Annotated in this window: 11 protein-coding genes; 7 read left to right on the top strand and 4 right to left on the bottom strand. The window is 67.0% G+C overall.

Annotation, left to right across the window (positions count from 1 at the left end):
- Nucleotides 1-123: 123 nt before the first annotated feature.
- Nucleotides 124-1389 carry a cation:proton antiporter gene (locus tag AB3X07_RS16085; RefSeq protein ID WP_369939621.1) on the bottom strand — a complete coding sequence of 422 codons (1266 nt, stop codon included), beginning with the start codon at nt 1387-1389 and terminating at the stop codon, nt 124-126.
- A gap of 184 nt (nt 1390-1573) precedes the next feature.
- Here AB3X07_RS16085 and AB3X07_RS16080 point away from each other — a divergent pair, with 184 nt between their 5' ends.
- Nucleotides 1574-2737 (top strand): dipeptidase, encoded by a 1164-nt coding sequence (locus AB3X07_RS16080; RefSeq protein ID WP_369939620.1) that lies wholly within the window; start codon nt 1574-1576, stop codon nt 2735-2737.
- A gap of 45 nt (nt 2738-2782) precedes the next feature.
- Here AB3X07_RS16080 and AB3X07_RS16075 read toward each other — a convergent pair whose 3' ends face one another.
- Together AB3X07_RS16075 and AB3X07_RS16070 are read right to left on the bottom strand one after the other, a co-directional pair.
- On the bottom strand, nt 2783-3829 hold the full coding sequence (locus AB3X07_RS16075; protein ID WP_369939618.1) for a GlxA family transcriptional regulator: 1047 nt from the start codon (nt 3827-3829) through the stop codon (nt 2783-2785).
- A gap of 124 nt (nt 3830-3953) precedes the next feature.
- On the bottom strand, nt 3954-5090 hold the full coding sequence (locus AB3X07_RS16070; RefSeq protein WP_369939617.1) for a DJ-1/PfpI family protein: 1137 nt from the start codon (nt 5088-5090) through the stop codon (nt 3954-3956).
- A gap of 614 nt (nt 5091-5704) precedes the next feature.
- Here AB3X07_RS16070 and fusA point away from each other — a divergent pair.
- From fusA to AB3X07_RS16040, 6 genes are all read left to right on the top strand, one after another.
- Entirely contained in the window at nt 5705-7759 is a 2055-nt protein-coding gene (gene fusA / locus AB3X07_RS16065; protein ID WP_369939615.1) for an elongation factor G, read from the top strand.
- A 562-nt stretch (nt 7760-8321) separates the two neighbouring features.
- On the top strand, nt 8322-8798 hold the full coding sequence (locus AB3X07_RS16060; RefSeq protein WP_369939614.1) for a hypothetical protein: 477 nt from the start codon (nt 8322-8324) through the stop codon (nt 8796-8798).
- A gap of 44 nt (nt 8799-8842) precedes the next feature.
- Nucleotides 8843-9328, top strand: coding sequence for a hypothetical protein (locus tag AB3X07_RS16055; protein WP_369939613.1), 486 nt, complete (start codon nt 8843-8845; stop codon nt 9326-9328).
- A gap of 10 nt (nt 9329-9338) precedes the next feature.
- Nucleotides 9339-9812, top strand: coding sequence for a hypothetical protein (locus AB3X07_RS16050; RefSeq protein WP_369939611.1), 474 nt, complete (start codon nt 9339-9341; stop codon nt 9810-9812).
- 10 nt (nt 9813-9822) lie between these two features.
- Nucleotides 9823-10944 (top strand): hypothetical protein, encoded by a 1122-nt coding sequence (locus AB3X07_RS16045; protein WP_369939610.1) that lies wholly within the window; start codon nt 9823-9825, stop codon nt 10942-10944.
- A 128-nt stretch (nt 10945-11072) separates the two neighbouring features.
- Nucleotides 11073-11546 (top strand): hypothetical protein, encoded by a 474-nt coding sequence (locus AB3X07_RS16040; protein ID WP_369939609.1) that lies wholly within the window; start codon nt 11073-11075, stop codon nt 11544-11546.
- Between the two features lie 94 nt (nt 11547-11640).
- Here the strand turns inward: AB3X07_RS16040 and AB3X07_RS16035 are convergent, their stop codons facing one another.
- Nucleotides 11641-13233 carry an alpha-N-arabinofuranosidase gene (locus tag AB3X07_RS16035; RefSeq protein ID WP_369939608.1) on the bottom strand — a complete coding sequence of 531 codons (1593 nt, stop codon included), beginning with the start codon at nt 13231-13233 and terminating at the stop codon, nt 11641-11643.
- Nucleotides 13234-13773: the final 540 nt, after the last annotated feature.

Below are 13773 nucleotides of genomic sequence, written 5' to 3'. Positions count from 1 at the left end.
GGCCGCCTGGGCTTGGGTGGCTCGGCACGCATGTTCGGACCCGCCGCGTCCGGCGTCCTGGCAGGGCCTCGGAGCAGGCCCTGCCGATACGGTTGAGTCGCCGAAGACGCGAGCGGGCGCCGCTCAGCCTGGCCCTGCTGCAGCGGGCGTCACATCGCGCATGGCGGCGCGGCGCATCACCCAGTTGAACAGCGGCGTGGCCATCAGCGTGGAGACGATCGCCATCAGCACCAGGATCGAGAACAGGCCCTGTTCGATGACCCCGGCCTGCAGGCCGATGTTGATGATGATCAGCTCCATCAGCCCGCGTGCGTTCATCAGCGCGCCGATCGCCATCGCGTCGCGGTTGTTCTCGCCGCTGGCGCGGGCCGCGGCCCAGCAGGCGATGCCCTTGCCCAGGAACGAGGCCAGCAGGATCGCTCCGCCCGCCAGCAGGATCTGCGGGTCCAGCAGCACGCTGAGCTGGGTCTTGAGTCCGGAAAAGGTGAAGAACATCGGCAGCAGGAACACCACCACGAACGGTTGCAACTGCTCGCGCAGCTTCTCGGTCAGCGCGCCCTTGGGCAGGCAGGCGCCGAGCAGGAAGCCGCCGAACACGGCGTGGATGCCGATCGCGTCCATCGCCCAGGCGCTGAGGCAGAACAGCATCAGCACCACCGCCAGCACGCTGGCGCCGAGCGGCTGGTCGGTACGCACGTGGTCGGCCAGGCGGCGCAGCCAGTGGCGGCCGATCAGCATCATGAACAGCGCGTAGCCCACGCCGCCGCCGATCGCCAGATAGGCGCTGCCCCAGCTGCCGCCGAAACTGGCCAGCACGATGGCCAGGATGCACCAGGCCGCGGCATCGTCCACCGCGCCGGCGGTGAGCGCCAGCGTGCCCAGCGAACTGCCGGTGAGGCCGCGCTCGTGGATGATCCGCGCCAGCATCGGGAATGCGGTGATGGCGATGGCCGCGCCCAGGAACAGCGAGGCTTCCAGGGTCTTGGCTTTGGCCGAGAACAGGCCCGGGGTGTGCAGCAGCCACGGCACCAGCGCGAACGCGAGCACGAACGGCACCGCGATGCCGGCCAGCGACACGGTCATCGCGCTGCGGTAGCGGGCGCGGAAATGGTCGCCGCGGAAGTCGGTGCCGACCAGGAACATGTACAGGCCGACGCCGAACTGCGCGGCCACGTACAGCATGTCCAGGGTCGGCTTGGGAAACAGGGCCTGCTGCAGGTCCGGCAGCACCAGCCCGAACAGCGAGGGACCCAGCGCGACGCCGGCGATCATCTCGCCCACCACCTGCGGCTGGCCCAGGCGCTTGGCCAACAGCCCGACCAGCCGGCACACCAGTAGGATCACCGCCGCCTGCAGAAAGAAATACACGGACATCTGAGGGGTGGTCATGGGGCACGTCCTTGATGGATCGGCGGATGATAGGAGTGCGGCGCGCATAAATCCACGCATCCGCACGCCGGCCTGGCATCGCGGCATGCGTTCCGGGCGCCACGCCACCGCTACACTGCCTTGCGCGCCGATGCGCGGGCGTCGCGACGCCGGTGGCGCACCACCTCGATGGAAGGAGACGACGATGAAGCAGACATGGACGCGACGGCAATGGTTGGGCCTCTCCGGCAGTGCGCTACTGGCGGGGGCATTGCCTGCCACGGCCACGGCGAGCGGCGCCAGCGCCGCTGCAGCGAAGGAGGTGGACAGCAGCGGCGCCGGCGCGACCGACGCCGAGGCGCTGTACCGGCGCGCGCTGGTGCTCGATGCCAACACCCTGGCCTCGATCGGCCAACTGGCCAGCGACGGCGACAGCGCCACGCAACTGCGCCAGTTGCGCGAGTCCGGCGTGAACGCGCTGAAGACCACGCTGGGCGGCGCCGACGGCGACTTCGAGGCGGCGGTGAAGGACATCGCCGCCGCGCAGGCGCTGGTCGAGGCGTATCCGCAGCAGTTCCTGAAAGTGCTGCAGCACGCCGACCTGCAGCGCGCCAAGCGCGAAGGCCGGATCGCACTGATCTTCTCCTTCGAATCGGCCGCGATGCTGGAGGACAAGCCCGAGCGCATCGACCTGTTCCGCCAGCTCGGCGTGCGCGTGATGCAACTGTCCTACAACCGTGCCTCGCCGTTCGGCAGCGGTTGCCTGGACGGCGATACCGGCGGCGTCACCGCGCTCGGGCGCGAGGCGATCGCGCGCATGAACCGGCTCGGCGTGGCGCTGGACCTGAGCCATGCCAACGCGCAGACCACGCGCGATGGCATCGCGCTGTCGCGGCGTCCGCCGGTCGTCACCCATGCCGGCTGCAACGCGGTGTTCGCGCATCCGCGCAACAAGCGCGACCGCGACATGCGCGCGCTGGCCGACAAGGGTGGGGTGATGGGCATCTACATGCTGCCGTTCCTGACCGAGGACAGCCGCCAGCCGCAACTGGCCGACTACCTGCGGCACATGCTGCATGCGCTGGACGTGTGCGGAGAGGACCACGTCGGCATCGGCACCGATTCGATGTTCTTCCCGGTCGCCGAGCAGGACATCCGCGAGATGGACGCGCTGATGCAGCAGCGCCGCCGCGACGGCATCGGCGCGCCCGGCGAGAACCGGCCCCCGTACCTGCCCGACGTCAACAGCGTGCGCAAGCTCGAGCGCGTCGCCGATGGCCTGCTGCGCCATGGTTACAGCGCACGGGTGACCGAGAAGGTACTGGGGCTGAACTTCGACCGGGTGTTCGGCGAGATCTGGGCGGCCTGAGGCGCATCGGTCGGCGTGCGTCGCCTTGCAGGCAGGTACCTGCGCTCATCGTTCCTCGACGCCGCCACGCTCCGCCGCTTCGATGCCTTCAGGTTGCGTCGAGAAGCGTGCGCGATGCGTGCCCGGATTGGTGCCGAACTGGCGTCGAAACGCGCGCCGCAACTGCTGCTCGTCGGCATAGCCCGCATGCAGGGCGACGCGCTTCAAGGGCAGCGCGGTGTCCTCCAGAGCGTGGCACGCCGCCTCCAGGCGCATCAGCTCGACCGTCTTGGCCGGCGTGCGCCCCACCTTCGCCGCGTAGAGGCGGGCGAAGGTGCGCGGCGCCATGTTGGCACGCTCGGCGAGCCGCGGGACCGACAGGTCCGCGCCCAGGTTCGCCGCGATCCACGCGTGCAGCTCGACAAAGGCGTGATCCCGCGTCTGTGCCGCCAGGGGCACACTGAACTGCGCTTGCCCGCCCGCGCGCTTCACGAACACCACCAAGTGTCTGGCGACCTCGATCGCGACGCGCGGACCATAGTCCTGCTCGATCAGCGCCAAGGTGAGATCGATGCCTGAACTCACCCCGGCCGAGGTCCAGAGCTTGCCGTCGCGGATGAAGATGCTGTCCGGATCGACCTCCAGTTGTGGATGCCGGCGCTTCAACTTGTCGAGCCAGGCCCAGTGCGTCGCCACACGCCGGCCATCGAGCTGGCCAGCGGCGGCCAGTAGGAACGCGCCCGTACAGACGGAGCAGAGCCTGCGTACCGACGCGGCACGCACGGCGATGAAGTCGCGCAGCGCGGGCGTGACCTCGAATTCCTCGCCCGGGCAGCCGCCTGCGGCGATCAGCGTGTCGATCGCTGCGTCGGTCAGCGAGGAAATCGGGACGGTGACCACGGGCAAGCCCGATCCGGTGACGATGGGGCCGCCATGCTCCGATGCCACGATGGTGTCGTAACGCGCGGGTACACCGGCTTGCGCGCTGCGGTTGGCCGTGGTCAGCGCCTGCAATGGACCGGCGAGGTCAAGCAGGTTCATCCCGTCGTAGGCCAGAAGCACTACGCGCAAGGGGGCTTGCGGCTGTCGCGCGCGCTTGACGCGGATCGGCATTTCGTCCCGGGACGCTGGAATGCCGGGCGCTGGTCCAGATGTCATGGGCTGCTGTCCGTTCACGGCGAGGGAACGCCGCCGTGGGCGCTGGACGGGAGAATGCGGGGCGCGCGGGCTGCGCATGTCAGCGCGCGCCCTGCAGATCGCCCCATGGGTATTCCATGGCGAGCGCGGACAGGCGCGCGGTGCCGCCGCCATAGCGCTGGGCGATCAGATCCAACGCGGCAGAGAGTGCCGCGCCGGCGGGGGCGGCCGTGGCCAATGCGATGCTTACGTCCGGCGTCGAGGACGACGTGCACTGTGCCAGCATGCGCAGGCCGCCGCGCAGCCGGACCGGGCCGGCGGTCTCGGAGACAAGCCGGACATCATTGCGCATCGTGCGCGACCATGCTTCCGCATGCAGCGACAGCGCCACTTCGTCGTCACCGTCGCGTACCTCCAGCGCCACCACGTCTTCGCGCTTGAGGCGCATGTTGGCGCGGTGCGTCGCCACATCCGTTGGACGTACCCGGAACACGTCGCTGTCATGCGCGGCATCCCATTCCGCGACGCCCAGGCGGCCGGCGGTCGCACGCGCCGCTTGCGGTCCGGCGATGGTCTCGACCAGCGCCAGGCTGATCGGCAGCGCGGCGGAGACGCCAGCGCTCGAGGCGACATCGCCATCGGCCACATAGCGCAGGTTCGTCAGCCAGGTGACCTGCGGGTAGTGCTTGCGACGATCGCGCAACGAGGCCCAGTGGCCCGTGGCGCGGCGATCGTCGAGCGCGCCGATCTCCGCCAGCAGTTCGACCCCGTCGCAGATCGACACCAGCGCCGCGCCGCGCGCGCGTTGCGTTCGCAACCAGTCCGTTTCCTCCACGTGCTTGTTTTCCGTCGCCGGCACGATCACGTAGTCGGCACCCGCGGGATAGGCCTTGTCGAAGTCGGCAACGGACATGTCGGGCAACAGCGTGAGCGGGCCAGCCTTCAGCGGGCCATCCTTCATGTTCAAGGCGATCACGTGCGCCACGCCGGATTGCGCGAGCACGCCGTAGGGCACGACGAAGTCCGACAACACGGTCTTGTCCTGGGCGATGACGACCACCACGGGACGGGCGTCCGGATCCGTTCGGCGGTGGACGATCGGCAAGGCCTTCGTCGGGGTGTCCGCTAGCTGCGGTGGTGCCGGGGAATCGGCGGCGGCTGCCGCTGCGCCGCCTGCGAAGAGACCGGCGAAGGCGAGCAGGGCGATGCAGGCGCGGTGACGGGAAACATCAGACATGGCGAAATCCGGGGTGTGGTCGGCCTCCCACTGTTCCGGGATTCACGCTTGGCTTAAAGGTCGATCTTCCTTCATTTCCTGCCAACAAGGAAAGCGCGGGTCCGCGGGCGCGTTCGCGTCCACTTCGGTTGCTCCTCGTGCCAGTCGCCGCAGCCCGCCTTGTCGCAGTCGGGGGCTGCCAGATGCGCGAGCGGCGCACTGGCGCGGCGTCGTTGCATGGGTCGCCCCGATCTGTTCCAACTGCGCCGCCCCCAACGCATTGACCCGGCAACGCCACAGGTCCAGACTTGCGCCCTCGTCCACCGTATCGCCCGTCCTGCCATGTCGCACGCGCCGCTACTGATATTGCCGACCGCCGCCCTGCGCATCAGCGCGGGCCGGGTGCGCCTGCCTGACGGGATGGACCGAGCCGAGCCGTAGCGCTCCGCCGCCGCCGATCCGCCGCAGACGAGCACCCGATGGGTGCTTTTTTATTGCCTTTTTTCAGCCATCCCACTTCCGAGACGCGAAGGAGAACGTGCCATGCACCACGCAGCCGAACCCGAAACCTAGCCGTATGCCCACGCGCCAACCGGGGCATGCGGCCTTCCCGTGTTGGCACTGGAACCCCTCTCATGAACACCCAAACCCTTTCCCGCTGGCGCAATCTCGGCATCATCGCCCACATCGACGCCGGCAAGACCACCCTCACCGAACGCCTGCTGTGGGTCACCGGCGCGATCCATCGTGTCGGCGAAGTCCACGACGGCGCCGCCACCACCGACTTCTCCGACATCGAGCGCGCCCGCGGCATCACCATCGACGCCGCCGCGGTGCAGGCGCACTGGTCCGTGCGCGGGCAACCGGCGCATCGGCTCACCCTGATCGACACGCCGGGGCACATCGATTTCGCGATCGAGGTGGAGCGCTCTTTGCGCGTGCTCGACGGCGCGGTCGCGGTGTTTTCCGCGGTCGACGGCGTGCAGCCGCAGTCGGAGACCGTGTGGCGCCAGGCGCGCCGCCACGGCGTGCCGTTGCTCGCGTTCGTCAACAAGATGGACCGTGCCGGCGCCTCGTTCGACGGTGTGCTGGACCAGTTGCGCGACAAGCTCGACGCCACCGTATGGGCCGTCGGCGTGCCGCTGCCTGGCGATTCCGGCTTCGATGGCTGGGTCGACCTGGTCGGCCGCCGCGTGCTCGCCTGGGACGGCGACGACCGCATGGCCGCGCGCGCGTGGACCGCGGACGACGCGGCCGCGTTCGCCGCGGCGCGCGAGCGCCTCATCGCCGCGGTAGCCGACCACGACGACGACCTGGCCGATGCCTATCTGCGGGAGCAGGCGATCGACGACGACGCGCTGCGCGCGGCGTTGCGCCGCGCCACCCTGGCGGGCGCCGGCGTGCCGGTGCTGGCCGGTTCGGCGTTCAAGGGCAAGGGCATCGAGCCGTTGCTGGACGCGATCGTCGATTGGCTGCCGTCGCCGCTGGACCGTCCGCCGGTGCCTGCGACACGCGCGCGCGACGACGCCGACGTGGCGGAGACCGTGCACCTGGCGCCGGACCCGTCCGCGCCGCTGGCGGCGCTGGTGTTCAAGGTCGCGCATACCGCGCAGGGGCCGCTGGCGTTCGTGCGCGTGTACGCGGGCACCTTGCGCGTCGGCGACACGGTGTGGGCGTCGCAGACGCGGCGCCCGCGCCGGGTCGGGCGGTTGGCGGTGGTCCAGGCGCAGCGGACCCACGACGTGGCGCAGGCGCTCGCCGGCGAGATCGTGGCCATCCTCGGCTGGAAGGACGCGACCAGCGGCGAGACGCTCAGCGGCGGCGACGCGCGTTGGGTGCTGGAGAGCATCCGTACCCAGCCGCCGGTGCTGGCGTGGCGCCTGGCCGCGGCCAACGCCGCGGACCTGGTGCGGATGGGGCAGGGACTGGCGCGGCTGGCGCAGGAAGATCCCTCGTTCCGTCTCGACAGCGATCCGGAGACCGGCGAAACCCTGGTCTGGGGCATGGGCGAACTGCACCTGGAAGTGATGGTGGAGCGCCTGCGCACCGAGTGGCATGTGGATGTACGCACCGGCGTGCCGCGCGTGGCCTACCAGGAAACCCTGCGTGCGGCGGTGCCGGGCGTGGTCGGGCGGCTGTCCAGGCAGAACGGTGGCCATGGCCAGTTCGCGCAGGTGGTGCTGGACCTTGTGCCACGTGCGGACGGGGCGGTCGTGTTCGTGGACCGCAGCCGCGGCGGCGTGGTGCCAAAGGCCTTCGTCGCCGCGACCGAGAAGGGTGTGCGCGCGGCGCTGGCGCAAGGTCCGCTCGGCTACCCGGTGGTCGGTGTGGAGGTCGCCCTGGTCGACGGCCTAGCGCATGCGGTGGATTCGTCGGACATGGCGTTCCAGCGTGCGGCGTCGGAAGCGGTCAAGGCGGCGTTGGCGCAGGCCGGCACGCGCTTGCTGGAGCCGGTGATGGCGCTGGCGATCGACACCCCGGCGGCCAGCGTCGGCGACGTGCTCGGCGACCTGCAACGGCGCGACGGCCGCGTCGTGGCGATCGCCGAGCGCGGCGCGCGCGCCGACGTGGTCGCGCACGCGCCGCTGGCGCAGTTGCAGGCCTACGCCACCGCGCTGCGGTCGCTAACCCAGGGCCGTGCGTCCGCCAGCATGGCGTTCGAGCGCTATGAGGCGGTCAAGGCGGCATGAGACCGCCCGTCGTCGCACCTTGAAGTAGCAAGTTGGGGAGCCGGTTCGCCGGCTCCCTTTTTTTTGCGTAACTCCATACCGTCGGTGCTGCACTTCGAACCGTTCACCGGCTTCCGCTGCGGCCTGAACCAGTGCGCGGCAGGCGAATGGTTGCGACCAGGCAAAGACCGCAGCACCGTTCCGTTCAGCCGACGCGCGGCACGGCATGCGGGTCCAGGCAATTCGGCCTGTCTGCGCGCAATTCACAGGTCGGGCAAGCCAGGCGCTGACCGGCACGGGTATCGCCACCGCATGCACGAACACCGGCGGATCGCGCCTGGGATGCGCGTTGCGATCATTGGCCGGGCTAAGCACCTCGCCATGGCGGGCAATCCCGCATGGCGCCTGTCCGCGCCGAGCAAGCACCGACGTTCTTCTGCGGCTCGCGGTGCGGCGCTGCACTTTCAGCTTCATGCATGCCGGTTGCATGGTTGGTGTATATTCCTGTGTTGATGACGACTGTCGATATTCGCATCGTCGAGTCGTCCGCTTTTCAAGGAAATTTCTACATGGATCGTTTTGTATGAACGCAATCGCGCTGCTTGATTTTCTGGGTCACGGGAGTATTTATCCGCCCTTTGACGACTTTCTGATGGCGTCGGGTGTGAAGAAGCGGCCAAAGGTGGGTAGGTCCCTCGATACCACCATTTTCATCAAGGGTGAGGGGCTTGCCATGTCGTTTGACATCGACGCGGAAGGCGAGGGCATCGTGCCAAAGAGCGAAGGCACCTTTGTCTTCGATCAGTTGGAAATCATGCTGCTGGATGAAGGTCAGGACCACGGAATCTATACCGGACCCTTGCCATATGGCCTTCTATCAAAGGATTCGCGCGGCGAGATCGAGAGGAAGCTCAAGAACCTGAAGAGGCGCATGCCGGACAATGACAGCTACTTTCTGGGCGGCCTTGTCTGGACGGTGGCTTTCGAGGGCGAGGATTTGCAGTTTTTCCAGATAAGCGTGCCGACCAACGGCAAGCGCAAGCGTGGCCTTTGCGAGTGAGTGGAAAGTATTCATGATGGCTAGGTTTGATTGAGGTTGGCAAGGTGTTCAAGGTTGAAATGAATGCGATCGAGTTGAAGGATTTCCTTGGCTATAGCAGCACTCATGAACCATTCGATGAGTTCCTGTTGAAGCACGGGGTGAAAAAGAGGCCAGCGCTTGGAAGGTCGCTGGATAATGTGATTTCACTGGAAAAAGAGGGGTTGACCCTTCGCTTTACTATCAAGGCGGAGGCCGAAGGAATCAGCCAAAAGAGCGATGGTGCCTTCGTTTTTAGGGGGCTTGAAATACTGCTGTCGGATGGCGATGGGGGTATTTACTCCGGTCCTCTTCCATATGGCCTCACGGCCTCCGCGTCTAGGCTCGAGATAGAGGGAAAGCTGGTGAATCTGAAAAGACGAACGCCTGAGGTGGATACATATTGTCGGGATGGCTTGGTGTACATGGCTGCTTTTGATGAGGATCACTTTCAGTATCTGCAACTGAGCGTGCCGACCAATCTGCTCCGCAAGAACAACCTTTGTCCGTGAGTTGCTTTGTATGAATGCAACCCCTTTGATTGGGTTTTTGGGCCATAGCAGCATCCATCCTCCTTTTGATGACTACCTGGCGGCGTCGGGAGTGAAGAAGCGGCCAAAAATAGGAAGGTCGCTTGATACCCTCATTGCCGTTGGGTCGGGTCTTACCATGTCGTTTCAGATCGACGCGGAAGACTTGGGCATCGTGCCCAGAAGCGAAGGCACGTTCGTCTTCTATCAACTGGAAATCATGCTGCTGGACAAGGGTCAGGAAAACGGGGTCTATTTCGGCCCCTTGCCGTATGGCCTACTCGCCACGGATTCGCGCAGCGAGATCGAGGGAAAGCTCAAGGTCCTGAAAAGGCGTCTGCCAACCAACGATAGCTACTATCTGGATGGCCTTGTCTGGACGGTGGCCTTCGCTGAGGAAAAGCTGCGCTTCTTCCAGATAGGCGTGCCGACCGACGGCAAGCGCAAGCACGGCCTGTGTGACTGAAGAGGAAAACATGGCGATCTTGATGGATGATTTCGCTGGTGATGTCCTGGCCTTGGTCGAATGGTTGGGTTGCTCTTGCGAAGACCGCGGTCTGGAGGCATTTCTCGTTCAAAAGCGGATTCATGACCGTCCCATGACTCCCGACCAGGTCGAGCGCGAAGGGCTGGTCGAGGATGACGGCGACACGGATGTGGAGTACGAACTGGCATGCCTGTCGCGAGAGTCGATGGTGGTTCAGTCCGAGCGCCATGGGTTCTGCCTCATCTTTCAGACGCGGGAAAACTACGATCTGGTCCATCGTGCCGCGTGCGGCGTCCAGGCGTCGTTCGTTCTGGAGCAGGTTGCCTTCTTCGCCAAGGGTGTTCAGATCTATCAGGGTTTCGAGGGGCCGGTTTTTCGCGGCGTAGGCATGACCACCCGTAGGTCGGATGCCACGTATGCGGCGCTGGGCCAGCCACTGGCCAGCCGATTGGTTTATGAAACGTCCACGGACCTTTTTGTCGCAGGCGACTGGGTACTGAATTTCGGCTTCCAGGATGAGGGCCCGGACGCGCGCCTGGTGCATGTGCATATTCGGCGAAAGAACGTGTTCGACGACGTCATGCTGAGTCCGCGGATCGAGGATGTTCCTCCCGCTGCCGATGCGGCCATGCCGGGCTTGGCTCAACTGGGGCTCTCCGCCGCTTCATCGGAAGTGCTCGGTTTTCTTGCCAGCCTGGGCTTGGACGATGAAGCCGATGAAGACAATGGCTGCCCCGAGGAACTGAACGCGCGTGCCCAATCGCACGGCATCGTGGTCTACCTAAAGGACGTGGCAGGTGCGGCGGAAGACCTGGATGCGGCATCCGATACGATCGTATCGGCCATCACCTACAAGCGCCGGGGCGACCTGGGTTCCTTGGGATACTCCGGCGTGCTGCCCTTCGGCCTGCAGTTCGGCGACCGGCCTGACGTTGCGATTGCCAAGGCGAAGCACGCGCCTGCGAAGGTCTCCGAAAGCGAAGAGCTGCGTTCCTACTACTGGCCTGTCGCCTCTGGGATGATAGTGCAGGCCGTGTTCAGCCTGATCGACTGGCAGCTGGCGAGAGTGACCCTGCATGCACCGGTGCGCGCGTTTTCCGTCCTGAATTAACGCAGTTGGTCTCTACCCGGGTCCGGAGAGCCGCGTCCCCGGATCTCCTACCTTGGAAGCTAACTCGCGCGGGACTTGCGCAGGCGCCGCGATCCGGGCTTGATAGGCGCCCCATACCGGAGCCGTACATGCGTCGAGCCATTGCCATCCTTGCCCTGTTGCCCGCACTCGCCGCGGCGCAGACACCGCCGTGCGCCACGCCGCTGCAGGTGGCCGAGCAGTTGTACCAGGCGCGCGATTTCTATTGGCGGCCGCAGAAGCTGGATGGCCTGCTGACCCCGGCCTTCGCGCAGGCGATCAAGGCCGAGCTGGCCTGCGCCGAACGCGAAGGTGTGTGCAATCTGGACTACGACCCATGGACCAACGCGCAGGACGGCGACATCAAGGGCAAGCCGCGCTTCACCCTGGTCTCCGGCGGACCCCAGGCCACGGTCCTGGAAGTGCGCGTGGACTATCGCTTCGCGCTGGGCGACGAGGACCCCACCTCCAAGGCGGTGAAGATCGAACTGCGGCGGCGCGGCAACGGGTGCTGGGCGGTCAGCGACCTGATCTCGCCCGATGGCGCGTCGCTGTTCGCGCGCCTCTCCGATACGTCGGAGTAAACCCGGTAAAAAAACCACGCCGGCCTGGGCCGGCGTGGTGGGGACGACCCGCCCGCGCCTGCAGCGGGAGGGATGGCGCGGCGGCGTCCGCCGATTACTGCAGTTTCAGCATCACGATCGCCTTGGCCGGCAGCGCCACCTGCAGCGTGTCGCCCCGCAGGCTGGCGCCGCCGAAGCTGGCCGGCTTCACCGCCTGCGGCTGTTCGAAGGTGTTGAGCGCGGTGATCGTCGGCGCGGTGAGGATCTGCCCGCTGACGCCGCTGGCCCGCACGCCGTCCACCTTCACCGCGACCTGCGCGGCGCGGTTCGGGTCCAGGTTGGTCAGCGCCACGTAGACGTGGCCGTCCTTGGCCTTGACCGCCGAGCCGTGCACGGACGGCACCGTGTACTCGCCGTGCGTGTAATCGGGCGCCTTGATCTGCAGCGGCAGCGCGGTCGCGTCCTGGTACGGCTTGTACAGCGCGAATACGTGATAGGTCGGGGTCAGCAGCATCTTGTCGCCGTCGGTGAGGATCATCGCCTGCAGCACGTTGACCATCTGCGCGATGTTGGCCATGCGCACCCGCTCGGCGTGCTGCACGAAGATGTCCAGGTTGAGCGAGGCCACCAGCGCGTCGCGCAGCGTGTTCTGCTGGCGCAGGAAGCCGGGATTGACGTTGGGCAGGCCGCTGTACCAGGTGCCCCATTCGTCGACCACCAGCGCGACCTTCTTGTCCGGGTCGTACTTGTCCATGATCGCGCTGTGCTTGCTGATCAGTTCGTCCATCACCAGCGTGCGCGACAGCGTCTGGATCCACGCGGTCTCGTCGAAATCGGTGGAGGACGCGCGCGGCGGCCAGCCGCCGGGAATGGTGTAGTAGTGCATGCTCAGCCCGTCCATGAACTTGGTGGCCTCGCGCATCATCACTTCGGTCCAGTGGTAGTCGTCGTCGCTGGGGCCGGGCGCGATCTTCATGATCCTCTGGTCGGCCGGCGCCTTGACGAAGGTCTGGTAGCGGCGATACACGTCCGCGGCGTATTCCACGCGCATGTTGCCGCCGCAGCCCCACAGCTCGTTGCCGACGCCGAAGTAGGGCACCTTCCACGGCGCATCGCGGCCGTTGCCGCGGCGCTGGTTGGCGAGCGTGGACTTGGTCGGCGCGGTCATGTACTCGACCCATTGCGCCATCTCGTCCGGCGCGGCGTCGCCGACATTGCCGGCCACGTAGGCCTGGGTGCCGAGCAGTTCGGTGAAGTCCATGAACTCATGGGTGCCGAAGCTGTTGGGTTCCTCCACGCCACCCCAGTGCGTGTTGATGCTGATCGGGCGCTTGGCGCGCGGGCCGATGCCGTCGCGCCAGTGGTATTCGTCGGCGAAGCAGCCGCCGGGCCAGCGGATGTTGGGGACCTGCAGCGCCTTCAGCGCCGCGACCACGTCGTTGCGGTAGCCGCGCGTGTTCGGAATCTTCGACTCCGGCCCGACCCACACGCCGCCGTAGATGCCGTGGCCCAGGTGCTCGGCGAACTGGCCGAACAGGTTGCGCGAGACCTGCGCGCCGGGCTGGTCGGCGCGCAGGGTGCCGCGCACCTCGACCTCGGCGGCCTGCGTCAGGCCGGTGCCCAGCGCCAGCGCGACGATGGCGGCGGCCAGCGGCAGGCGGTGCCGCCAGCCTCGTGCGGCGTGCTTCAGTGGACGGGTCGAGCGCATGGGCGGGTCTCCTGGGGGTCGGGCCGGCGACGCGCAGGCGCGCGGCGTGTGGTGGGTGCGGGAAGGACGGCGTGCGGACGATGCCGCGCGATGGCGCGACCTGGGCGCGTGCGTGGTGGGAAACGAACATCGCCTGCGGCCGGATACGACACGCTGGCGGTGAGGGTGCCCAGCGCAGTCCTGGGGGGCGGGGAGGGCGCAGCGGCGGCGTGGCCGCCCGATGGCGGGCGCCTGGCCGTGGTGCGGGCATGGGCGGGCCGGTGCGATGCGACCAATGACGTGGATCCTCGTTGCGATAGCCGATGTGCGGTGCTGCCGACGTCGCGCCACACGGCATGCGGCATGCCGGCCGCGACTGCGCTCCCCGTTGCGCAACCCGAAGATAGGGGAGCGGCGCAGGACCGACCAATGATTTAAATCGGGAGATCCATACGGGGATTGCAATGATGCGATGCCGCAGATCCAGGCATTCTGTGTTGCATGGCACGCTCTCAGTGATGGCGTGCGAATGCGAGGCGCGGTGCGTCTACAGGATGCATC

The sequence above is a fragment of the Xanthomonas sp. DAR 35659 genome, from assembly GCF_041242975.1.
Taxonomy (GTDB): domain Bacteria; phylum Pseudomonadota; class Gammaproteobacteria; order Xanthomonadales; family Xanthomonadaceae; genus Xanthomonas_A; species Xanthomonas_A medicagonis.
The sequence above is the reverse complement of the archived record's forward strand: the minus strand, read 5'-3'. Positions and strand labels throughout refer to the sequence as shown.

Excerpts from the sequence above, each read along its gene's own strand:
- AB3X07_RS16070 (WP_369939617.1), bottom strand. The coding sequence starts at position 5,090 with ATGTCTGATGTTTCCCGTCACCGCGCCTGCATCGCCCTGCTCGCCTTC.
- AB3X07_RS16035 (WP_369939608.1), bottom strand. The coding sequence starts at position 13,233 with ATGCGCTCGACCCGTCCACTGAAGCACGCCGCACGAGGCTGGCGGCAC.
- AB3X07_RS16085 (WP_369939621.1), bottom strand. The coding sequence starts at position 1,389 with ATGACCACCCCTCAGATGTCCGTGTATTTCTTTCTGCAGGCGGCGGTG.
- AB3X07_RS16060 (WP_369939614.1), top strand. The coding sequence starts at position 8,322 with ATGAACGCAATCGCGCTGCTTGATTTTCTGGGTCACGGGAGTATTTAT.
- AB3X07_RS16080 (WP_369939620.1), top strand. The coding sequence starts at position 1,574 with ATGAAGCAGACATGGACGCGACGGCAATGGTTGGGCCTCTCCGGCAGT.
- AB3X07_RS16040 (WP_369939609.1), top strand. The coding sequence starts at position 11,073 with ATGCGTCGAGCCATTGCCATCCTTGCCCTGTTGCCCGCACTCGCCGCG.
- AB3X07_RS16050 (WP_369939611.1), top strand. The coding sequence starts at position 9,339 with ATGAATGCAACCCCTTTGATTGGGTTTTTGGGCCATAGCAGCATCCAT.
- AB3X07_RS16075 (WP_369939618.1), bottom strand. The coding sequence starts at position 3,829 with ATGCCGATCCGCGTCAAGCGCGCGCGACAGCCGCAAGCCCCCTTGCGC.
- AB3X07_RS16045 (WP_369939610.1), top strand. The coding sequence starts at position 9,823 with ATGGCGATCTTGATGGATGATTTCGCTGGTGATGTCCTGGCCTTGGTC.
- fusA (WP_369939615.1), top strand. The coding sequence starts at position 5,705 with ATGAACACCCAAACCCTTTCCCGCTGGCGCAATCTCGGCATCATCGCC.